Below are 21,013 nucleotides of genomic sequence, written 5' to 3'. Positions count from 1 at the left end.
CTATCCACATGGATAATTTTGACGACACATCGTTTTAATCGATAATATTGATGAAATATGCACCATTTAAATAAATTAGCTGTAGAAAGAAGCTTATAATCAAATTATTGGAATGCATGTTGCTCTCTAACTTTTAGGTTTTATATAAAAATAAAATCATCTATAAAAGAACAGGTAGTGGGGAATGGGCAATATGGCTGCTAAATTGACGCTAGTAGGGACGGATCATAGATTTACTGATAAACAAGGTGTTGTAGCACAAGGTATCGCTATACCGGGTGCTGTGACTCGTTCAGATGGTGAGAATATTCGCTATGTCGAAGATAAACAAGTCGATATGAGCATAGTCGCATCTTTCCTTGAAGAAAGCCAAAAAGCAAATCATTGGACTAATTTCGGCCCACTCTCCAGACGTCTTGAAAATGAAATAGCTGAAAGGTTATTGCTCGATGACGACTTGCGAGTTGTCATGTGCGCCAGCGGTTCTGCTGCTATGCATGCACTTATTAATATGCACGAGACACTTGCTGGTAAGAAATTACGCTGGGTCACATCTTCATTTGGTTTTTACAGTTCGATCCAAGGCTCTTTGCAGGATGCAGAGATAATAGACTGTGATAAAAATGCACTGTTAGATTTGAAAAAACTCGATCCCAAAAATTTTGATGGTCTTGTTGTTACCAATACTTTTGGCCAAGAAGCGGATCTGACAGAGTACTACCGCTATGCAGCCACTCATGGAAAAATTGTTTGTGTCGATTCTGCATTGGCATTCGGTTCTCATCTTCATGGAGCGAATGAATGTATTAGCTTTCACCATACCAAACCTTGGGGGTTTGGCGAAGGTGGCTGTGCAATCGTTGCTGCTGAACACGAAGAGTTATTCCGCAGTCTTATTAATTTTGGTCACACTATGGGGCATGAGATAAACCGAAGAGCTATCAATGGTAAAATTTCAGATGTCGCTTGTGCTTTTAGTCTTGCTCGCATGCAGCAAATGCAAAAACTAGATCACGATTACTTAGAACAATACAATCGCATTGTAGATATTGGTGATAATGTTGGTTTAGATATTCTGGCTAACGCTGTTGAGCACCCTGGTGTACCAGCGAGTGTTCCATTTTTAGCTCCACTACCGTTGCAAGATTTTAAACACTCGGTTTTGCCAACGGGACGCTACTATCGACCCCTAGCTGATACTCCGATAGCTAAAGATATTTATAGTCGAATTATTAATGTCCCTTGTCATGGAGATATGGCTAAATTATCTGACAAAGATATAAGGAATGCTTTGGAATCTCTTATTAATCGCTGCTTCTATTAGAGCTGCGATTAAACTCAAGTAAGCTCTATTGCATACAGACCTTTGTTTGCAATAATATCTGCATACAATGGATGTACTCTTTAGCGCCTAGTAAGCACTTAGTGTTAACAGGCTCTAATCTCTTTGATAAGCTTTAGGTAATATTAGAGGCGCCCTCTATATATTGCTTATCTAATTTTTTATATAATCAACCCCCACTATTGGATGTAATTGAGTAAAGCATTATTCGAGAGAAATATTGCTCAATGAGAAGAATTATGGAAAATACACCTAAAGTATTATTTCTGGCGACAGATTGTAATCCTCAATGGCATTCTTTACCCGCTCTAGTTGCTGAATATTATACAGCTTTACGGGAACATGCCGACATTACCCTTGCGACTCACATCAGGAATAAACCCAATCTCCAATCCTACTTGCCAGACGGAGCTGATGTTGTTTATTTTGATACTGAAACTATTGCTAGGCCTTTATATAAGCTTACTCAATTTTTAACAGGTGACCCTAACAAAGCAATGACCTTACAGGTGGCTTTGAGTTATCCAGGTAATGTATATTTTGAATATTGTGTGTGGAAGTACTTCAAGAACGATCTAAAAGCCGGGCGTTTCGATTTGGTGCACCGAGCAAGTCCAATGTCGCCAACAATTCCTAGCCCAATGGCCAAGTGGAGTCCTGTTCCTTTTGTTATTGGGCCTGTGCTAGGCGGTTTACCATGGCCTGAACAATTTAAGGGGGAAATGAAGCGAGAAGGAGAGTGGATGAATTATCTCCGTAAACTTCATACGTTTTTACCTTATTATAAAGCGACCTACCGGTATGCATCAGCAATTCTTGCTGGATATACTCATACAGTTAGTGATATACCTGTTGAAAACAGCGAACGTATTATTGAATTCTCTGAAGGTGGGATTCATTTAAAAGATTTTCCCGATAGGCCCAAAAATACAGATAAAAAATCTACAGTATTGTTTGTTGGTCGCCTAGTGCCATTTAAGCAACCTGAAGTATTAATCCGCTGCTTCGAAAGAAGTGAAATATTAAGGCAGCATAAATTAACTATTGTTGGTGACGGGCCGGAATATGAGCGGCTTAAAGTATTAGTTAAAGAACTAGGGCTGGAAGATGTTGTAGAATTAACTGGTACTTTACCTGTCGATCAAGTAAGGGAGCATATGTACAATGCTGACATTTTTGCTTTTCCTTCCATCCGTGAGCAGGGTGGTGGCGTATTGACTATGGCCTCTATGTCTGCGACCCCTTGCGTTGTTGTTGACTACGGTGGCCCTTCTTTTCGAGTACCTGATGATTGTGGTATTAAAGTTCCGATGGGAGATTTTGATGAAATTGTTTCATCTTTTATTGCAGCACTTGAGTCTTTAGTTAATGATAAGGATAAGACTAGGCAATTAGGTTTTGCTGCAAAGAAATTTACATCGAAATACTACAATTGGGAATGGAAGGCTAGTAAAACCAAAGATATATATGAATGGGTACTTGGCCAAAGACAACAAAAGCCAGACTTCTGGCAAGACGATGTCTCTCTCTCTTAAACTTATTTAAACACTAGGACTCATGAAGAATGTCATCCATTGACGTCTCCCAAGATTTTTCTGGAATACCAGTATTCGTAGATATGGACGGTACACTAGTTAAGAGTGATATCGCACAAGAATTGCTGTTGCAGAGCTTTAAAAATATCAACCAACTAAAACATATTTTTACTTTATGTTTTTCTGGCCGCTCTCATATTAAGCGCTTTCTTGCAGAAAATAATGAATTTTCCGCAAGTCTTCTTCCCTATAATCAAGAAATTATTGACTACTTGCAGCAGCAAAAAGCCGCAGGTAGAAAAATTATCTTGGCGACTGCATCGGATGAAATTATTGCTCATAAAGTAGCTGAACATACCGGGTTATTTGATGATGTCATTGCATCAACTCCAGGTAGTAACCTTAAGGGTGAAAATAAACTTAAAGCAATAAAAGCTTATAGCTCCGATAAAGGGTTTGAGTATATAGGTGATTCAACAGCAGATTTTCCTATTTGGAAGGATGCTGATAAATCAGGTTTTGTAAATCCACCAAAGCCTGCAAATAAAATAGAAAAAAACACTGAAAACATTTCTATAGAGGTAAATAATAAAATTTCAACATCCAAAGCGTTGATAAAGGCAATGCGTCCTCATCAGTGGGCAAAAAACGCTTTGGTGTTTGTCCCTCTTATTTTTTCACATTCCTATACAGATGCTTCGCTCTTATTACTTGCTTTAATCACCTTTTTTGTTTTTTCTTTCTGTGCATCTGGCATATACATTATTAATGACCTACTCGACATTGAAGCAGATCGCATGCACACCAGTAAGAAAAAGCGTCCTTTTGCCGCAGGTGACTTATTGCCAGTGAAGGGTGTTTTTGTCAGTTTTTTTCTTATAGCAATACCTCTATTAATAAGTGCAATTTTCTTAGGTTTTTTTAGTACTTTAGTTTTTGTTACTTATATTATTCTAACTAATTTGTATTCTTTTTATCTAAAGCATAAATCAACAATTGACGTTGTTACCTTGACTTGTTTATATACCATTAGAATTATTGCTGGTGGCGTTGCTATTGGTGCAAGTCTATCTCCCTGGTTGCTGAATTTCTCATTATTCTTCTTTCTAAGCCTAGCTTATATGAAACGCTATATCGAATTGTCGGGCATCAAACGTAATGGGAAACTAAATGGGCGTAACTATGATGTTAGCGAGATGGACGTTATCCTCACAACAGGTATTGTGAATGGTGGTTTAGCAGTACTGACATTATCCATGTATCTAAATAGTGATTTTGTGACTTCCAGTTATGCTTCTCCACAAGTGCTTTGGTTAATATGTCCTCTTCTTATGTTTTGGGTATATCGTGCTTGGATGTGGGCAAAGAGAGAAAAGATCGATGATGACCCAGTTGTTTTTGCTCTTAAAGATAGGATAAGTTTGGTGACAGTCGCCCTTACAGGAGCCCTCGTTATTATTTCTAAATTTATTCACATAAATACATTTATCTGAAAAAATAGTATTATTATGACTTTAAATAGTTTTTTAATCGTATTTATTAGTGTAACGCTGTCAGCTTTTGCTCAGTTATCTTTTAAATATGGTGTCTCAAGTGTTGTTGTCCCTACAGAAAGCTCATTAATACTAAAAGCTTGGATTCTTTTTACCACTCCCTTTGTCTTTTTAGGGCTATTCTTATATGGTGTTGGTACGGTACTTTGGCTATTTGCTTTAAAACAAATTGACTTGTCTCTAGCCTATCCATTTGTTGGTATGAGTTTTATTATGGTTTTTTTAATGGGTGTGTTCTTTCTCAACGAACCCTTTAATATTAACCGGCTCATTGGGACGCTAGTTATTATTGTTGGTGTAGTGTTATTGGCGCGATCTTAGTAGTTATTAAGTAAGAGTTTTAGGTGTTGGCGATAGCATAAACAAATAGGAGGGAAGTATGCTAGATAAATATTATCAGTTAATTACAAATGTACGGGAAACTCGCCTATTACTCTGGCTATTTATCATAGCAATAGTTGTACGCGCCATTGGTATGCATTACGGATATTGGCATGGAGATGAGCGTATCAATGATGCAGCTAAAGTATTAACTGGACAGTTAGTTCCAGGACAACACTTTTATCCTCCACTACTAAATTATATAAACGCTGTTTTCTTCGGAATTCTATTTGTAATTGGTCGATTAATTCCCATATGGTACAGCGCTGCCGAATTTCGAGCACAATATTTTTCAGATCCCACAGTATTCTATTTAACTGCTCGCTTAGTAGTTGTGTTCATGAGTGCTGCAGTTGCCCCATTATTTTATCTGATAGCAAAGAGTTTAAAATTTTCTCGTAGCTCATGCATTATTGCGGGGGCTTTTGGTGTATTTATTCCCGTAATGCTTCTCTTATCTCACTTATCTAAAAGTGACATCCCATTGGCTACATCTGCAGTGCTGGTAGTCTACGTAATGCTTGAAAAGTATAAAAACTTAGAAAAGATAAAATATGATATTTTTCTGGGTTTAGCTATTGCTTTGACATTAAGTTTTAAACATTCCTATGTGTTTATTTTGGCACCTCTCATGCTTGGGCATGCGTATCTGCACTGGCGCTTAACTGATATAAATAGTACATTTAAGTCGCTATTTATTACCGGTATCGTCATGTTTATTGCGTGGTGTATTCTTAACATCGGTATTTTATTAGACTTTAAGAATTTTCTTGATTTTCAAAAAATCCAAGCGCAAATGTCGATTCGTGAAGGCGAGTCATTTGTTGATGCGTTATCTACTTGGTTCATGCTGGCTGTTCATACTTCTTATGGTGTGAACATCGTTGTAACACTATTATTTATAGTTTTCCCATTCTACATTAACTCCAAGTATTCCCGCTTTAGCGAAAAGGCTTTGTTAAATATTTGTTGGTTATCTGTAGCATTTGGTACTCTTATATTAGTTATTATGTCCGGTACGCGACAACATTCGGGCCTCTGGGTGCCATACTTCACTTTAATGCAACTATTTGCAGCTTTACTGTTACTTGACTGTTCTCGCGCAGGTTTAAGTTCAATTCGCTTGGCTTCTGTTAGCTTATCAGTGATAGCCTTAATTTTATCTTTTTATGGGTCTTCGATCATATGGAAACAAACTCTGGCCAAACCTATTGCAGATGAAGTTGCTCAGTTTGTAGAAGAAAAATACAGCGATAGGAAAATTATTGCTTCTTTTGAATTGCGACTACCTAAAAAGAAAGAAGCACAAGAAGCTGAGTTTGCTCGTCACGATCGTATAGCAGCAAAATATAACGTTACTCTTCCCGAGCGCTCACAAGAACGCTACATCAAAAAATCCGCTCCCGATGCTATTTATTATTTTGGCATGCCAGGTGTTATGTTTGGGTTAGAGAATACAGATGACGACTCTCTTGGTGATGCTATTAAACCGTATACATGGCCTTTGCAAAAAGAAGAATGGGTATTAGATTATTGGATCGACAAAGGTTTCGATGTATTTGTTTTAGCGGATCATCACTATTACCTTAACGAGACACCGGTTCAAGTATTTAGGAATTTCTATGGAGAAATTGAAAATAGATGTAATAAAACGTCTGTCTTTAATCCAGTGAAATCATTCTTCTTAGAAGCAACAGTAACTGTTTTTGATTGTAGAGTATCTTCCAGCTAGTTCTTATGCATTAAGGATTTTTTAAGAGGAAACAATGGCCTATTTGAGAGCAAAAAGAAGTGATCAAACTAGTGCTAACAGGCCCTAAATAGTTTCCTCCAAAGAAGAATCAAATCCTATAGTCTTATCCACTACATACAGTGGACGGTTCTTAACTTCCATATATATTCTTCCGATGTACTCACCCAATAAGCCAATACACATAAGCTGAACACCCCCGAGAAACAATACAATAACAGCTAGAGATGCATAACCAGGGGTATCGATACCTGTATAGAGAGTTTTGACAATAATAAAAATTCCGAAGATAAAAGAAAAACCTGCAATGATAGAACCTAAATACGTTCCAACTCTAATTGGGGCTGTACTAAATGATGTAATCCCACTAAGAGCAAAATTCCACAGTTTCCAATAGTTAAATTTTGATGTGCCACTTTCGCGGCTCTGGCGAATAAACTCTATAGTTGTTGTTTTAAAGCCAGGCCAAGAAAATAAACCCTTCATAAAGCGGTCTTTTTCGGGTAATGATTTTATAACATCAACAACACGCCTATCCATTAGGCGAAAATCACCAACGTTCTCAGGAATTGGAATGTCACTTACTTTATTAAATAATGAGTAAAACCAGTGTGCAGTATTACGCTTAATAACACTGTCAGTATCTCGCGAGGCTCTTTTAGCATAAACAACGTCGTATCCTTCATGCCACTTAGCGATCATTTCTCCTATAATCTCAGGCGGATCTTGTAAGTCCGCATCGATAGGTATAACGGCATCACCGCTCGCGTAATCGAGAGCAGCTGTCATCGCGGGTTCTTTACCGAAATTACGTGAAAATGATACAAGTTTAATGCGAGGTTCAGATGCACATACGCTTTCTAGCATGGGCAGAGTTAGATCTGAAGATCCATCGTTGACACAGATAATCTCCCAGTTAATGTCGAGCGTCTCAAGCACTTTTTGGATACTTTCAAAAAATACAGGGATAACCTCAGCCTCGTTGTACATCGGCACCAGAATAGACAGTGTTTTGTTATTCATACTTATATCTACTTATTAGTGTCTTTTGATAGCCACCCATAATGATTAAAATTTCAGCTATAGCTCTTATGGCTCTTGCGTTTTTATAGCTTCAGCAATATGAGTGTCCAAACAATTTATCTTCAACGCAATGGTAATGTAATTGGTGTATACATGCGACGGTTTACATGTGTTGTTCACTATAAGGTGTCACGCAGAGACTTATTTGTGATCTAGAGCTTATTTGCGCCATTAAAACCATAATCTTTACACGTCTTTAAGGCCTATTATTAGCTATCTCTAACAGTTTGCTATGCTTGTCGGTAAAGACTGAGTTATGGTTTAGGATAGAGCTAATTAAATACAAATTGGCATAATAAAGCGGTTATTTCGCCGTCTGTTGTCGTTGCTTGCCTTGCTCATAGGCCCATGCCTACATGGATTGTAGGGAAGGGGCGTGAGCCGGGAGCGGAAGCTTTGAGCGGTGGCAAACGCCTAAACAGACGGCAAAATTCCTCTCTTTTCTTTATGACAATCCATAGTTAATTAGCTCTATAAGAATGTTAAAATGTAAGTCGACAAAATTAATCGTTAAGCCGTATCGCATATCCTAAGTGTTGTTAGTGCTTGCTTACGTTTGCCTGGAGTCTATCTACATTAATTTTGTTATAGGATTGATCAAAGATTGGCCCTTTTTAGTAGTGAAAGGCTAATTCATCATGCCTAAACGAAATACTGGATTTAACTAATGGGAATGCAAATAAAGATATTTTTAGTGTGTGTGGCAGCACACTACGGATCGTACTTTTTACTTTCAAGATTAACGCCGTTTGATAAAGAACTTAAGAAGTACTTTATTGCTTCCGTGGTTATTACCGTTTCATCCTGCCTGCTTAAGATGCTGCTGCTCTCCTACATTGCCGCGTTCATTATGTGTCTCCGCTTTACCAGAGGAGAAGATGCTTCATACAAAATATGCCTGCTATTAGGTATTGCTTTTGTCATGCCTAACGATGCAGGTTTTTTTGTCAATCCAGGTATTAACCTTGGTGAGTTAAATTATTTTAAAGTTCTCGTGTTTGGTTTGATTATTCCCATATTATTTAAGGAGAAAAAAGATCCTTCTACACGAAAATTTAACTTGATCGATTATGCCGCTATATTTTTTATTATTTGGCAATTCTTTTTAAATTTTGGATTTGGTAATTTCACCGGAACCCTACGCGCAAACCTCTGGCTTGTGGTTGAATACCTACTGCCTTATCTCGTTATAAGGTTTTATTTACGCAACTATTTACTTGCTTTTGCCGCCATAAGCTTTGCTTTAATCGCTCAAATGTTTGTTTCAATTGCAGAAGGGCTTCTAAGTTGGAAGCTCTACGAATCGTTCAAACAGGTAGCAGGCTTTGAGAACTTTATTTATTCGATGTATAAATATCGCCATGGCTTCTTACGGGCGGAAGCGGTGTATGGTAACCCTTTAGTACTATCTTTATTTGGTAACTTTGCCTTTCTATGTGCATATCTAGTTTTCAAGAAAAGTGGATTCGAAGCTCCTAAGAGCTATAGCAAGCTTCTCGCCTGGGGGCTTCTATTTGTTGCTATAGGTGGAACATTCTTTACAGGATCGAGAGCCGGGATGGCAGGTATCGGTATGATGTGGTTTCTCTATTTTGCCTTCGGTAAGGGAATAGAAATGAAGCGAGATCCAAAAAATAAATTTCTTATTGCTGTTGTTGTGGGTTTGGGCATATTTCTCGCGACTGGGCAGGACTTCATTAAAAGCAATTTCGGTTATCGCTATAAACTTATCGAAGTATCGCAAGGGGTTATTGCAGATAATTTCATTGCCGGTAATTTTAATGCACTTGATGACCCTCGAATGGAAGTGTTAAGGCAAGGGGAGGGTATAATCGATGTGGTAAATTCCTATGTTTACTTCGCTCTCCACTACGGTATGTTCGCTATGATTGCACTTATGATAGCATTTATCGGCGGTATGATTAAAACCTATACTGCACTAAGATCTGCCTCAGGAGAAAAATATACATTGGGCATGTTTATGCTGTGCTCGTTGGCAGTATTGAGTTTTAATTTAGCCACTACCAGCCCACTTGGATGGAGCTATCAATGGATTTGGGTAATTTTATCTATTTGCTCTAACATTGTAGCTAAAGTGGATGCTGAAAAAAGAGAAGCTAATAAGGTTAGCCTTTTTTAAAAATTGCACCTTAATTTTTTTAAAAACGGCTCTTCGTAATATAAGTGCTACTCTGAGTACCTGCATACTGTAGAGCCAACGCAACTTCATTCACATGTAATGAAAAATCTGCACTTAATTGGTTTCGTTTTCCTGTATTTATTGCGGTTGCTAAGTCTTGCACGCCTAGCAAAAAATCCATTTTGGTGTTTCCGCGATCTACCTTATTGACTTTAACTTCATTTGGTAGCTTCACTTTCTTTTTAATAGGAGATAAAAATGTCTTACGACGAATTCTCACCATTTTTTTAAGATATACCTCATCGTCGTTATCCCAGCATTCGTCCATGTAAATAACACCATTGTCACAAAAAATTCGGATAGAATGGTCATGAGGAGCAACAATAGTCGTACTTAGACGAGCGACAACACCACTCTCAAATTTTAATAAACCAAAGGAAATGTCTGCGGTATCAAAAGGTTGCAGTGGCTCTTCATCACCTATTTTTTCAGGTACAACACAGTCAGAAAACGCAGTGACACTTCTTACCGGTCCGAACATTACCATTAGCCAAGCTAAATAGTAGCCCGCGTGCTCAAGTGTACAGCCTACTTCAAATTCATCTCTATAAGGCCAGGGCGCACCAGATTCGCTAAACCACTTTTTGTAGGCCATTTTGTGAACCATACCGTCGTCAAGCTCTGCATAGACAAGCTTGATGTCTCCACACATCTTGTTCCTCACTGCATGAGCCAGCGTTTTTGCTGATTTTCCAAGCACGCTACACGGAGCTGAGGATATATGTAAGTTTGTTTCTTTGGCTAATTTTACAAGATCTTCTGCGTCTTCAAAATTCATCGCCAGAGGCTTTTCGCTATAGACATGTTTGCCTGCTTGTAAACACTGTTTAGAAATAGTGTAGTGAGAACGAGGGTCAGTTAAATTAAGAACGATGGAGATTTTTTTATCTGACAGTAAATCTTCAATTGAAGAGTAGGTATTGAGTTTATAGTATTCACTAAACGCTTTGAGACGCTTTGGGTTTTTATCGTATACACCGCTAATTTCCAATTCTGGATAAGCATCGATAGTTGCCATGTAATAGTCGGCAACAAAGCCGCAGCCAATAAGTGCAATATATGTTGTTGTCATTGCAATGCCTTAATTTTTTTCAGTAGAAAATAATTGTGCCAATTTATCTACCTGATCTTCAATATTAAATTCAGTAGCAACCTTTTCTCTAGCATTTTTTGATATAGTTTTACACCATTCGGGTTGATCTATATATCGCGCTATTGCTTGCGCCAGACCTTCAGAGTCAGAGGCTGATACAACTTGGCCGGTATTTTGATCAATCACTAATTCTGTAACTCCACCAACATAGGTTGCTATCACTGGAATTCCGATAGCCATCGCCTCCATCAGTGCAACAGGAATACCTTCTGCAAAACTTGGTAAAACAAAAATATCACTTTCTCTCAAAGTAGTGGCGATAGTTTTTTGATCAACGAAGCCGCCAAAAATAACATGATCATTTATATTCATATCATGTGCAAGTTTCTCGAGAAAATCTCTATCTTCACCATCACCGAGCAATGTTAATTGCACATCGTAATTCTGCTCTTTTAACTTAGCGATACTATCAAATAAAATAGGAACGCCTTTTTCAGCGGATAGCCTACCGACATACACCATTTTTTTGGCTATGCCTTTAGGTTCTTGATAATCAAATCGATTTAAATCCACACCGCATCGAATAATTTTAAATTTGGACCAATACTCTTTATCTGAATACAGCATCATTTGACTTGTGCAAAAATGCCCGATACATGAAATAAACTTAGCATGTTCTGTTTTTTTATCTAAGGCCCAGTGTAGACCATCGAAAAAGATATGTGGTCCATGAATGCTGATACTGTATGGAATATCGGCTAACTTAGCTGCTAGCAGAGTGACTGTTCCACTGTTGTCTCCCAGATGATTGTGTAGATGTTCAACTCTATCCTCGATCAATAACTTCGATAATGACACAGCTTCAAGAAAATATACCAGCTGCAAGAAGTGGCCTTTGATCCCCGGGCGAACAGTTTTATATGCGAGAATAAATGTACGTAAATAATTTTTAGGGTCTGCAATTAACGTTTTAAAATTAAGAATCAAAAGAGCTAAAATATTGAATGGAAGAATATATTTTGTGTTTCTTTTTTCAGTAATAACTTCCTCATCTACATCGTGATCACTGCCCGTCTTTCGCACAGAATAGGTCACAACATCGAACCCGCGTTTGCGTAGGCCGATAACTTCTCTGCGGATAAATGTATCGGTTGCTCGTGGGTAGGTATTAGTGAAATAAGCGATACGCACGAATAATTTCCTTTTAATTAGTTAGCGATTTTTTAGGTTGCCAATTAAGTAATTGTTTCGCCTTATCATTGCTAAATTGAAATGGCTTTTGGCGAGCGGCAATACTGTTTAAACGAAAGCTATCAGGTATTTTATTGATGAGCTTAAGTGGCAAACGAATAAGTGCCATAAGGTTGGAAAATACTTTCCAAGGTAATGGTATTGTATTACTAACCACACCTTTTCTTTTTAATAAGTCAATATACTGTTTTTGATTTGGTAAATCATCATCAACCAGATGAATAACTTCATTGCTAACTTCATATTCTGCTGATGTAATTAGTGCTTTTGCTACTGTATTGACATGTACAATAGGCACGAAACCTTCATGTATAGCCGCAATACCCCGTTTGCTTTTTATAAACCCAACATGTGCGTTGGATAGCTGCTGATCATCATAAACAATGCCTGGCCTAACTATGACAGTTTTAGAGTCTTCCGCTTTCCACGCTTTATACAAATCTTCTTGATCACGCTTCATTAAAGCGTAAGGGCCAAGTTGCTCGTTAACTTGGTTAATCGATACGTCTTCGTCGATAATTGCCATCGCCTGTTGTTTGGTATAGTCGAGTATTGAAATACTACTTAAGCCTACAAGCTTTTTGACACCAGCTTGCTCCATGCAAGAAATCACATTGCGGGTAATTTTCAACGTTTGACTATGCTGGTCATTGCCATGCATTACAGCAGCAAGATCTATCAGGGCGTCACACCCACTTAAGGAACTGGCTAGGCTCGTTGCATCAAGTAAATCACAATGAAGGACTTGTAGTTTATCTATTTTGTGCCATTCACTGGGCGTGTTTTTACGGACGACAGCAAGTATATGGTGGCCAGCGGCAATTCCATTTTCTACCACTTTGCGTCCGATAAAACCATTTGCGCCGGTCACTGCAATTTTCATAATCGATAAACCGTAGAGGAAGTATTAGCTAGTTGGTGCTCGAATTGGTGTTTGGGTTATAGCTTCGATATTTTTATTTTGATATTCACAAACATCTAGAGTACATGTTTGTGAATCAAAATAAATCTATAAACATCAACCTTGTAGAAATAAGCGAGTTGGTTCGCGCACGCCCTTTTCTATGATAGTTTCACGGTCGTTGGTCGGTTGCCAATTAAGGTCTTGTTCTGCTCTAGAGGTATCAAAAGATGCCTGCTGCTCCCGGCATTTCCAGTCTTGAACTGACGGTATACGTGCCGCATCGGGATGACGAGCCAGTACTTTGATCAACCACTTGAACATATCACCAATATAGTGGCTCACCGCATTTGAAGATGACGTAATAATTTTACTACCTAGAACTTTCTCTACTTCAGCCACGTAATCGCGTGCGCTTATACATGATTTGGCAGATAGATTGTATGTTTTACCTTCGATGCCTTCCGCTTCAGTTGTGGCGATCAGGCCACTAACAATATCTTCAACTAACACAGCGGGAATGTAATTTGTACCATTACCCCAATAAGTGCAACGTCCCAAGCCAAACCAGTTGGCAACCCCAACATGGTTAACAGGCCCGCCAGCGCCAAGAACAATGGCAGGTCTTACAATCACCAATGGAAATTCCTCTTCCCTATGCATTCTATTGAGTTTGGATTCTGTTATCGCTTTGCTGTGTGCATAATTATTGCGACGATCAATTTGACTATCGACACCATCTATCTCTCTTATGTCGCCAGGCTGAGCGAGGTTTAACGAATCAATAGTACCGGTATATACAAAGCGCTTAATATTTTTTGATTGGCATAGACGCGCAAACTTTAGTGTTGGCTCGGAGTCCGCATTCAAATAGCCTTCAAGGCTATTTGAATGCGCAACAGCTAAGTGAAATACTACTTCAATGCCATGCAATGCTTTTTCAATAACGCTGTCATTGCGGAAGTCGCCCACCATCACTTCACTATTATCGCTGAGCTCGATCCCCACTAATGATGAGGCATTTCTTACTAGCGCGCGGACACTTTTGCCCTGATTTTGTAGCTCTAGCAGCAAACGTTTACCAATAAAGCCTGAGGCACCGACAATAAGTATTTTTGCATCGACTGTCGGTTCTTTAACTGTGTCTGGAATCTGTGGCAGTTGCTCAGGGCTTAAGGCTGGAGTCTGTGGCATCAAATCTTGAATTGCATGTGCCGTTTTAGCAACTGCAATTGCGTATTCGATGCTAGATTCTTTGCGTTTGGTATTATTGACGAGTTGATCGTAGCAGTTGGCTATACCATTTAGCATACTTGTTTCATAAGGGGCACCAGTGGCGCTACTTAGGAATTTAGAAGCTGCATAACTGCCATAGGTCCTAAAGGCCTGTTTTACACGTGAATATCCTGCTTTAAAGTTAACGCAAAAACGCTCCAAATCATAGGCGCGGCCAGTCGGCTGATCGATAGTGAATACATCATTCTCCATATCGGCCTTAGCAACACCAAACATGCCTTCAACTTCGACAAAATGCTGCTCGTAACCTTGATCAAAGGCGGTATCTATTTGTATAGATATTGGGCCGGAAGATGCTGTGATATTCCAACGGCGATAAAAAATTGAACCTGATGGCAAGGCTTTAGGTAATTGAGCATCGACACTTTTTATCTCGGCATTATCAACAACGGCTAATAGCTCAGATAACGAATGGGAGCCTGTCTCAAATAATATATTGCCAGGATCACGTAACATCCATAAATTCCACGGGCCAAAGTTCATTTGAGCCAACGCTTTTTTCCAGACAACACGAATGGATTTGATAGGACCAAGTTCGCCACTATCAAGAATGTTTTTCAGCTGATTAAATGGTCTAGAAAAGACAAAATTATGATTGATCGCGATAGATAGATCTTTTTCTCTTGCTAGTTCTGCTAACTTTTCTGCTTCTTCAGCATTTACTGTAACGGGTTTCTCTAAAATAGTGTGGCAGCCCGCCTCTAACACCATCTTTGCCAGAACAAAGTGACTGTCCGGTTGTGTGAGTATATGTACAACGTCCAGGTTTGCTTGATCGAGCATTTGCGATAAATCAGTATAGACTTTTGCACCAGGAGATTGCGCTGCAAGCTTATTTGCTGCTTGCTCGTTCATATCACATATGGCGACAAGTTCAGCATTCTTCTGTTTGCCAATCGCTTTTAGATGGAAATCTGAAATGTAACCTGCACCGAGAATTCCGGCTCTCAATATTGATTCACTCATAATATAGTATCGTGCTTAGTTTATTTATATTCGATTAACTGATGCTTGCGAGAGAGTAAGCGATTTTTCCAATACTCAAATACCCCCATAAGCTCGGGGATTTTGCCTGTAAATATAAGTACACCATAGGCGAGTGCTACTTTGAATGAATCGCCTAGTTTTAGTCTGCGCATAACAGTCTTTGTTATAAACATTGTGTAGAGAACGAGAATAGCGAGTGCAAGCTTTGGTTGAATAGGCAAAAATAGCAAAAATGCCAAGGGCACACAGCCTCCCCAAACCATCACGCTCATAAGTTCGCGGCGAAAATATTTATCAGGGCCATTGCCGTGAATATGGTTAATATTGGCGTAACCGTGTCCACCACGCTTTGAACGCCTATACCATTGGGACAAGTGCATAATATTTGCGTCATGGCGGCTCATTTCTACATCTAGTCGAAAAATTTTATAGCCATCCCGGCGGATTCTTAAACATACATCGTCATCTTCTGCGGCAATAATGTTTTCAGAAAAGCCTCCAACTTCTTTGAAAACTTTGGCTTTAACGCACATGTCTCCTAGTACTGCTAATGTTTCCCCTACAGGAGTATTCCATTCTATGTCCATTAAAGTGTTGTAAATAGAAGCGTCGGGAAATTTTTCAACACGTCTACCGCTAACAACAGCGATATCTTTATTTTCTGAAAGGGTTTGTGTTGCGTTTTTTATCCAGCCTGGAAGTAACTCGCAGTCGCCGTCCATAAATTGTACATATTGTACTTCCGGATTTATTGAATAAAGTCGGTTGAACCCAGCATTACGCGCGCGCGCAGCGGTAAATGGTATGCTTAGGTCTAGCTCTACTACCTCAATACCGATAGATCTTGCAAAAGCAACACTGTCGTCACTTGAGCCGGAATCAACATATACAATAGCGGATGACGCGCATAATTTTTGTATGGCATTTAATCCTGATTTTAAGCGCTCCCCTTCGTTGCGCCCAATAACGACAAAACCTGTGTTGTTCGATGATTCTGATTGTTGATCCATAACGACTCGTTTACCAATTCAAGATTTTTTACAATATACAACGCTTTAGTTCTTCCGGCGGACTTGAAAGCGAATTTCGTGCCGGAAGTTAATATATGTTGGCATGTTGTGACTGTATTCGCCAGTGAAATCTATCCTAAATAATTTTTACGATATTCTGTTGTCATTATTCAAACTCCCACTCTTTTTGATACACAAGAGATGTATTTCTGTTATATTTGCGCGCTAATCTTAAGCGATAGACTTTATTGCTTCCTTGCGATTGCAGGTAAAAGGGATTATCAAGCCGGTGAAATACGGATAATTTCACATTATCACATACGTATTTCATCCTGACTCTTAACAACTAAATTGCAGTAGTGTTAGTAATCGTCTTGTTAGCGTTGTAGATAATAAGACATTTTATTCAGGTGTAATTTTATTTAAGGTGACGACTTTGAGAAAAGGTATTATTTTAGCCGGTGGCAGTGGCACTAGACTCTATCCTCTTACAATGGTTGTTAGTAAGCAACTCATGCCCGTTTACGATAAACCTATGATTTACTACCCTCTTGCTACTCTGATGCAAGCGGGTATTAGTGAGATATTAATTATTAGTACGCCGGAAGAATTGCCCCGTTTTGAAAAGCTCTTGGGCGATGGCAGCCATTGGGGGATTAATCTGTCCTACGCGATACAGCCCAAACCAGAAGGTCTAGCCCAAGCTTTTATTATTGGTAAAGAGTTTATTGGCCAAGATTCCGTTGCCCTTGTACTGGGTGACAACTTATTTTATGGTCATGATTTAGTCAAGTCCTTGCGTCAAGCCAATGATCAGGAAATAGGTGGCACGGTATTTGGTTATCATGTTGCTAACCCTCGTGCTTACGGTGTTGTTGAGTTCGATGATTCAGGGAAAGCGGTTTCAATTGAAGAAAAGCCTGAGCAGCCAAAATCAAATTATGCTGTTCCGGGTCTCTATTTTTTCGACCAAGAAGTAGTAAAAATCGCAGAACAAGTGAAGCCATCGCCAAGGGGAGAACTTGAGATTACAGATGTGATCGATGCCTATTTGCAAAAAGGACAATTGCAAGTAGAAGTAATGGGGCGAGGCACAGCTTGGCTCGATACAGGCACACATGACAGTCTTCTCGATGCTGCGCAATTTATTTCTACTATAGAAAAGAGGCAGGGCTTGAAGGTAAATTGCCCAGAAGAAGTGGCTTACCGTGCAGGTTTTATCGACGGTACAAAGCTTAAAGATTTAGCTGAACCTCTGCGTAAGAGTGGTTATGGCGAGTATTTATTAAGGTTATTAGATAATAAGGTATTTTGATGCAGTATATCGATACAAACATTGCGGATGTAAAGATACTAGAGCCCCAGGTATTTGGGGATGAGCGGGGTTTCTTTATGGAAACTTTTCGTGTCAGCGAATTTAACAAGCACTGTGGCGAACGAGTCTTTGTGCAGGAAAATCATAGTAAATCTACGCAAGGTATTTTGCGTGGCTTACACTATCAGATACAAAATACCCAGGGTAAGTTAGTTCGGGTTGTGAGTGGAACAGTATTCGATGTAGCGGTAGATTTACGAAAATCATCCCCGAGTTTTGGTCAATGGGTTGGAGTAGAATTATCTGCTGAAAATAAACGTTCACTCTGGGTGCCAGAAGGCTTTGCTCATGGTTTCTATGTAATGAGTGAGGCTGCCGAATTTGTTTACAAGTGCACGGATTATTATGCGCCCGAGCATGAAAGGTGCTTACTGTGGAATGACCCTACACTGGCGATCGATTGGCCTTTGGTTAATAGTGAACCGCCACAATTGTCAGCTAAAGATCAGAATGGTGTCACTTGGGACAAAGTGGAGTTTTTTAAATAATGACTAAAGTTGTTGTTACTGGTGCTGGCCAACTGGCCTGGGAATTACAGCGCACAGTGCCGTCGGGTATTGAGTTTATTAGCTTGCCGCGGTGTGAGCTTGATATTACGCAAGGCGAGAAGGTAAAAAAGTGCATTGAAGAAATTCAACCAGCAGCAGTGATAAATGCGGCTGCATATACGGCAGTAGATAAAGCAGAGAGTGAAAAGGAACAAGCGTTTGCTGTTAATCGTTACGGCCCTGAAAATCTCGCTAAAGTATGCCAGGGCGTTGGTGCATACTTTTTGCATATTTCAACAGACTTCGTTTTTGATGGCCAGTCTAGCAAACCATATACTCCAGAAGAGAACAAAAAACCCCTTGGAATATATGGTGAAAGCAAAGCCGCTGGTGAAGATGCTTTAGCAAAGAGTATGGTGAGTAACTGGGCGATAATTCGAACTGCTTGGGTTTACTCCAGTCACGGCAACAACTTTGTAAAAACAATGTTGCGCTTAATGAATGATAAGCCTCAATTAGGTGTTGTTGGAGATCAAATTGGCACACCTACTTGGGCGAAAGGTTTAGCCAAAGTATGTTGGGCGGCAGTAGAAAACAAAATTGAAGGTGTGTATCACTGGACGGATGCCGGTGTTGCTAGCTGGTATGATTTTGCTGTTGCAATCCAGCGCTTAGGTCTTGAAAAGGGTAAGCTTACGTCACCAATTCCGGTAAGCAGTATTGCCACAGAGGATTATCCAACACCTGCTGCCCGACCTGCATACAGCGTATTGGATAAGAATAAAATATTGAAAGCTCTTCCTGAAATTAGCATTGAGCATTGGCAAGATCAGCTGGCGGATATGATAGGCGAATTGACTAGCGATTAGTTTTGTTTGGCCCTTTGCCTTAGGTATTAAATATGGCCGCAGATGCCAAGTATTAAATTATATATATGACGCTGTAAGCACCTTTGATTGCAGCCATTACTAGATAAGATAACAGAAGTAGTTAGGACAGATTATGAGCAAGATCTTACTTGTTACAGGGGGAGCCGGTTTTATTGGCGCCAATTTTATTCATTACTGGATGAAAAAGTATCCAAACGATCGAATTATTGCTCTCGATGCTCTAACCTATGCTGGTAATTACGCAAACCTAGAACCAGTTGCAAAAAACGATAATTTTAGCTTTGTTCATTGCAATATTTTGGAGCAGGAGAAAGTTGAGCAGATATTACGTGAAGAAAAAGTCGATACTCTTGTTCACTTTGCTGCAGAATCTCATGTAGATCGCTCAATTTTAGGCCCAGATGCTTTTCTCGAAACTAATATTATGGGCACGCATAGCTTACTTAAAGCTGCTAAAAAAGTTTGGCTGGATGAAGGCTTACTGCCTGAAAACCATCGTTTCCATCATGTTTCAACGGATGAGGTATATGGTACCCTTGAGCCTGAAGATCCACCCTTCAGAGAGGATACACCCTATGCTCCTAACTCTCCTTATTCTGCAAGTAAGGCGGCTTCTGATCATTTAGTACGCTCCTACCATCATACTTATGGATTACAAGTGAGCACTTCTAACTGTTCAAACAACTATGGTCCATATCACTTTCCTGAAAAGCTTATTCCACTTGTTATTACCAATATCTTGTTTGATAAGCCTTTGCCTATTTATGGCGACGGCCAACAAATTCGCGATTGGTTATATGTCGAAGATCATGCGCGAGGTATTGATCTTGTTATACATAAAGGTGAGGTAGGCGATACTTATAATATTGGTGGCATTAATGAATGGGCTAATATTGATATTGTAAAACTAATATGTGCACTTATGGACGAGCAGTTTAAGGATAATAGTGAATTAAAAGACAGATTTCCTGAGGCCAAATCTGCTCATGCGCAAGCATCCGAATCACTGATTACTTACGTTAAGGATCGACCAGGACACGATCGGCGTTATGCGATAGATCCAAATAAGGCCAATAGTGTATTAAACTATCAACCACAGGAATCGTTTGAAACGGGCATCCGTTTAACTATTGAATGGTATCTTGCAAATCAACAGTGGTGGGCTTCCGTTATGGATGGCTCGTATAAAGAGTGGGTTGATAAGCAGTACAATTGATTCGGCTATACTTTCGCTGGTAACAAAAATAAAAAGGGGATATGTATGACTAAATGTTTATTGGGACTAATAGCTATTTTTGTTTTGAGCGGGTGTAGTAGTTCTAGCTTAATTCTAGAAAGGCCTGACTTATCAACCGTTGATACTCTCGGTGAGTATCGAATTGGTGTTGGCGATGAGCTACGTATCAATGTCTGGAAAAATGCTGAACTTTCAATGAGCGTGCCTGTTCGTCCTGATGGTAAAATATCACTGCCTTTAATCGGTGATATAGAAGCTCGCGGTTTATCTGCTAACGAGCTATCAAGGAATATTACTAAAAGCTTGGAAACATACTTGCGTAGTCCACAAGTGGGTGTGATTGTTACTAATGCGGGCAGCGTTGACTATCTACTTAGAGTAAGAGTGACGGGTGCTGTGGATAGTCCGTTATCTTTGCCTCACAAAGATGGAATGACAGTATTGGATTTAGTGCTGGAGGCCGGCGGTCCAACGCAGTATGCATCGAGTAATAGAGCCAAGCTCTATCGCAAGGTTGATGGCCAGGTAAAAATTTACCCCATCAAATTGCACGATATTCTCAATAAGGGGAAACTGGATACCAATTATCTTCTTGCTCCCTCAGATATTGTTACCGTTCCGGAAAGACTTTTCTAGACTGA

17 protein-coding genes are annotated in these 21,013 nt (G+C 39.4%); 11 read left to right on the top strand and 6 right to left on the bottom strand.

What is annotated here, in order from left to right:
* Window positions 1-193: 193 nt before the first annotated feature.
* From BVC89_RS27740 to BVC89_RS27720, 5 genes are all read left to right on the top strand, one after another.
* A complete protein-coding gene (locus tag BVC89_RS27740; RefSeq protein WP_158658165.1) occupies window positions 194-1,324 on the top strand; it encodes a DegT/DnrJ/EryC1/StrS family aminotransferase in 1,131 nt (376 codons plus the stop codon).
* A 257-nt stretch (window positions 1,325-1,581) separates the two neighbouring features.
* Window positions 1,582-2,877, top strand: coding sequence for a glycosyltransferase family 4 protein (locus tag BVC89_RS27735; RefSeq protein WP_158658164.1), 1,296 nt, complete (start codon window positions 1,582-1,584; stop codon window positions 2,875-2,877).
* Between the two features lie 29 nt (window positions 2,878-2,906).
* Window positions 2,907-4,370: a UbiA family prenyltransferase gene (locus tag BVC89_RS27730; RefSeq protein WP_086934328.1), complete on the top strand. Its 1,464-nt coding sequence runs from the start codon at window positions 2,907-2,909 to the stop codon at window positions 4,368-4,370.
* A 15-nt stretch (window positions 4,371-4,385) separates the two neighbouring features.
* Window positions 4,386-4,751 (top strand): EamA family transporter, encoded by a 366-nt coding sequence (locus BVC89_RS27725; protein ID WP_086934327.1) that lies wholly within the window; start codon window positions 4,386-4,388, stop codon window positions 4,749-4,751.
* Between the two features lie 58 nt (window positions 4,752-4,809).
* Complete coding sequence (locus BVC89_RS27720) at window positions 4,810-6,543, top strand: ArnT family glycosyltransferase (RefSeq protein ID WP_086934326.1); 1,734 nt, start codon at window positions 4,810-4,812, stop codon at window positions 6,541-6,543.
* Between the two features lie 84 nt (window positions 6,544-6,627).
* Here BVC89_RS27720 and BVC89_RS27715 read toward each other — a convergent pair whose 3' ends face one another.
* Window positions 6,628-7,584, bottom strand: a complete 957-nt coding sequence (locus BVC89_RS27715; protein ID WP_086934325.1) for a glycosyltransferase family 2 protein — start codon at window positions 7,582-7,584, stop codon at window positions 6,628-6,630.
* A gap of 727 nt (window positions 7,585-8,311) precedes the next feature.
* On the opposite strand from BVC89_RS27715, the gene BVC89_RS27710 reads away from it, so the two are divergent.
* Complete coding sequence (locus tag BVC89_RS27710; protein ID WP_086934324.1) at window positions 8,312-9,784, top strand: hypothetical protein; 1,473 nt, start codon at window positions 8,312-8,314, stop codon at window positions 9,782-9,784.
* A gap of 19 nt (window positions 9,785-9,803) precedes the next feature.
* Here the strand turns inward: BVC89_RS27710 and BVC89_RS27705 are convergent, their stop codons facing one another.
* The 5 genes from BVC89_RS27705 to BVC89_RS27685 all read right to left on the bottom strand — a co-directional run bounded on the left by BVC89_RS27705 (window position 9,804) and on the right by BVC89_RS27685 (window position 16,382).
* Complete coding sequence (locus BVC89_RS27705; protein ID WP_086934323.1) at window positions 9,804-10,916, bottom strand: Gfo/Idh/MocA family protein; 1,113 nt, start codon at window positions 10,914-10,916, stop codon at window positions 9,804-9,806.
* A gap of 9 nt (window positions 10,917-10,925) precedes the next feature.
* Window positions 10,926-12,128, bottom strand: a complete 1,203-nt coding sequence (locus BVC89_RS27700; protein WP_086934322.1) for a glycosyltransferase — start codon at window positions 12,126-12,128, stop codon at window positions 10,926-10,928.
* Window positions 12,129-12,141: 13 nt separating this feature from the next.
* Complete coding sequence (locus BVC89_RS27695) at window positions 12,142-13,071, bottom strand: NAD-dependent epimerase/dehydratase family protein (protein ID WP_086934321.1); 930 nt, start codon at window positions 13,069-13,071, stop codon at window positions 12,142-12,144.
* A gap of 135 nt (window positions 13,072-13,206) precedes the next feature.
* Window positions 13,207-15,351: a Gfo/Idh/MocA family oxidoreductase gene (locus BVC89_RS27690; RefSeq protein ID WP_086934320.1), complete on the bottom strand. Its 2,145-nt coding sequence runs from the start codon at window positions 15,349-15,351 to the stop codon at window positions 13,207-13,209.
* A 20-nt stretch (window positions 15,352-15,371) separates the two neighbouring features.
* Window positions 15,372-16,382, bottom strand: coding sequence for a glycosyltransferase family 2 protein (locus BVC89_RS27685; RefSeq protein ID WP_086934319.1), 1,011 nt, complete (start codon window positions 16,380-16,382; stop codon window positions 15,372-15,374).
* 427 nt (window positions 16,383-16,809) lie between these two features.
* Between BVC89_RS27685 and rfbA the strand changes: the two genes are divergently transcribed.
* The 5 genes from rfbA (at window position 16,810) to BVC89_RS27660 (ending at window position 21,008) form a co-directional block, all read left to right on the top strand.
* Window positions 16,810-17,697 carry a glucose-1-phosphate thymidylyltransferase RfbA gene (gene rfbA / locus BVC89_RS27680; protein ID WP_216825060.1) on the top strand — a complete coding sequence of 296 codons (888 nt, stop codon included), beginning with the start codon at window positions 16,810-16,812 and terminating at the stop codon, window positions 17,695-17,697.
* Complete coding sequence (gene rfbC / locus BVC89_RS27675; RefSeq protein ID WP_086934317.1) at window positions 17,697-18,245, top strand: dTDP-4-dehydrorhamnose 3,5-epimerase; 549 nt, start codon at window positions 17,697-17,699, stop codon at window positions 18,243-18,245. Before rfbA ends, rfbC begins: the two co-directional genes overlap by 1 nt.
* A complete protein-coding gene (gene rfbD / locus BVC89_RS27670; protein ID WP_086934316.1) occupies window positions 18,245-19,114 on the top strand; it encodes a dTDP-4-dehydrorhamnose reductase in 870 nt (289 codons plus the stop codon). The genes rfbC and rfbD overlap by 1 nt, the downstream gene beginning before the upstream one ends.
* A 133-nt stretch (window positions 19,115-19,247) precedes the next feature.
* Window positions 19,248-20,351 carry a dTDP-glucose 4,6-dehydratase gene (gene rfbB / locus BVC89_RS27665; RefSeq protein ID WP_086934315.1) on the top strand — a complete coding sequence of 368 codons (1,104 nt, stop codon included), beginning with the start codon at window positions 19,248-19,250 and terminating at the stop codon, window positions 20,349-20,351.
* A 45-nt stretch (window positions 20,352-20,396) separates the two neighbouring features.
* Complete coding sequence (locus BVC89_RS27660; protein WP_086934314.1) at window positions 20,397-21,008, top strand: XrtA/PEP-CTERM system exopolysaccharide export protein; 612 nt, start codon at window positions 20,397-20,399, stop codon at window positions 21,006-21,008.
* The last annotated feature ends 5 nt before the right edge of the window (window positions 21,009-21,013 follow it).

The organism is Agarilytica rhodophyticola (assembly GCF_002157225.2).
Classification (GTDB): Bacteria; Pseudomonadota; Gammaproteobacteria; order Pseudomonadales; family Cellvibrionaceae; genus Agarilytica; species Agarilytica rhodophyticola.
The sequence above is the reverse complement of the archived record's forward strand: the minus strand, read 5'-3'. Positions and strand labels throughout refer to the sequence as shown.

What these genes read in the sequence shown, in the direction of transcription:
- BVC89_RS27730 (WP_086934328.1), top strand. Translation starts at nt 2,907, where the DNA reads ATGTCATCCATTGACGTCTCCCAAGATTTTTCTGGAATACCAGTATTC.
- BVC89_RS27725 (WP_086934327.1), top strand. Translation starts at nt 4,386, where the DNA reads ATGACTTTAAATAGTTTTTTAATCGTATTTATTAGTGTAACGCTGTCA.
- rfbB (WP_086934315.1), top strand. Translation starts at nt 19,248, where the DNA reads ATGAGCAAGATCTTACTTGTTACAGGGGGAGCCGGTTTTATTGGCGCC.
- BVC89_RS27740 (WP_158658165.1), top strand. Translation starts at nt 194, where the DNA reads ATGGCTGCTAAATTGACGCTAGTAGGGACGGATCATAGATTTACTGAT.
- rfbD (WP_086934316.1), top strand. Translation starts at nt 18,245, where the DNA reads ATGACTAAAGTTGTTGTTACTGGTGCTGGCCAACTGGCCTGGGAATTA.
- rfbC (WP_086934317.1), top strand. Translation starts at nt 17,697, where the DNA reads ATGCAGTATATCGATACAAACATTGCGGATGTAAAGATACTAGAGCCC.
- BVC89_RS27715 (WP_086934325.1), bottom strand. Translation starts at nt 7,584, where the DNA reads ATGAATAACAAAACACTGTCTATTCTGGTGCCGATGTACAACGAGGCT.
- BVC89_RS27710 (WP_086934324.1), top strand. Translation starts at nt 8,312, where the DNA reads ATGGGAATGCAAATAAAGATATTTTTAGTGTGTGTGGCAGCACACTAC.
- BVC89_RS27690 (WP_086934320.1), bottom strand. Translation starts at nt 15,351, where the DNA reads ATGAGTGAATCAATATTGAGAGCCGGAATTCTCGGTGCAGGTTACATT.
- BVC89_RS27685 (WP_086934319.1), bottom strand. Translation starts at nt 16,382, where the DNA reads ATGGATCAACAATCAGAATCATCGAACAACACAGGTTTTGTCGTTATT.
- BVC89_RS27660 (WP_086934314.1), top strand. Translation starts at nt 20,397, where the DNA reads ATGACTAAATGTTTATTGGGACTAATAGCTATTTTTGTTTTGAGCGGG.
- BVC89_RS27695 (WP_086934321.1), bottom strand. Translation starts at nt 13,071, where the DNA reads ATGAAAATTGCAGTGACCGGCGCAAATGGTTTTATCGGACGCAAAGTG.
- BVC89_RS27720 (WP_086934326.1), top strand. Translation starts at nt 4,810, where the DNA reads ATGCTAGATAAATATTATCAGTTAATTACAAATGTACGGGAAACTCGC.
- BVC89_RS27735 (WP_158658164.1), top strand. Translation starts at nt 1,582, where the DNA reads ATGGAAAATACACCTAAAGTATTATTTCTGGCGACAGATTGTAATCCT.
- BVC89_RS27705 (WP_086934323.1), bottom strand. Translation starts at nt 10,916, where the DNA reads ATGACAACAACATATATTGCACTTATTGGCTGCGGCTTTGTTGCCGAC.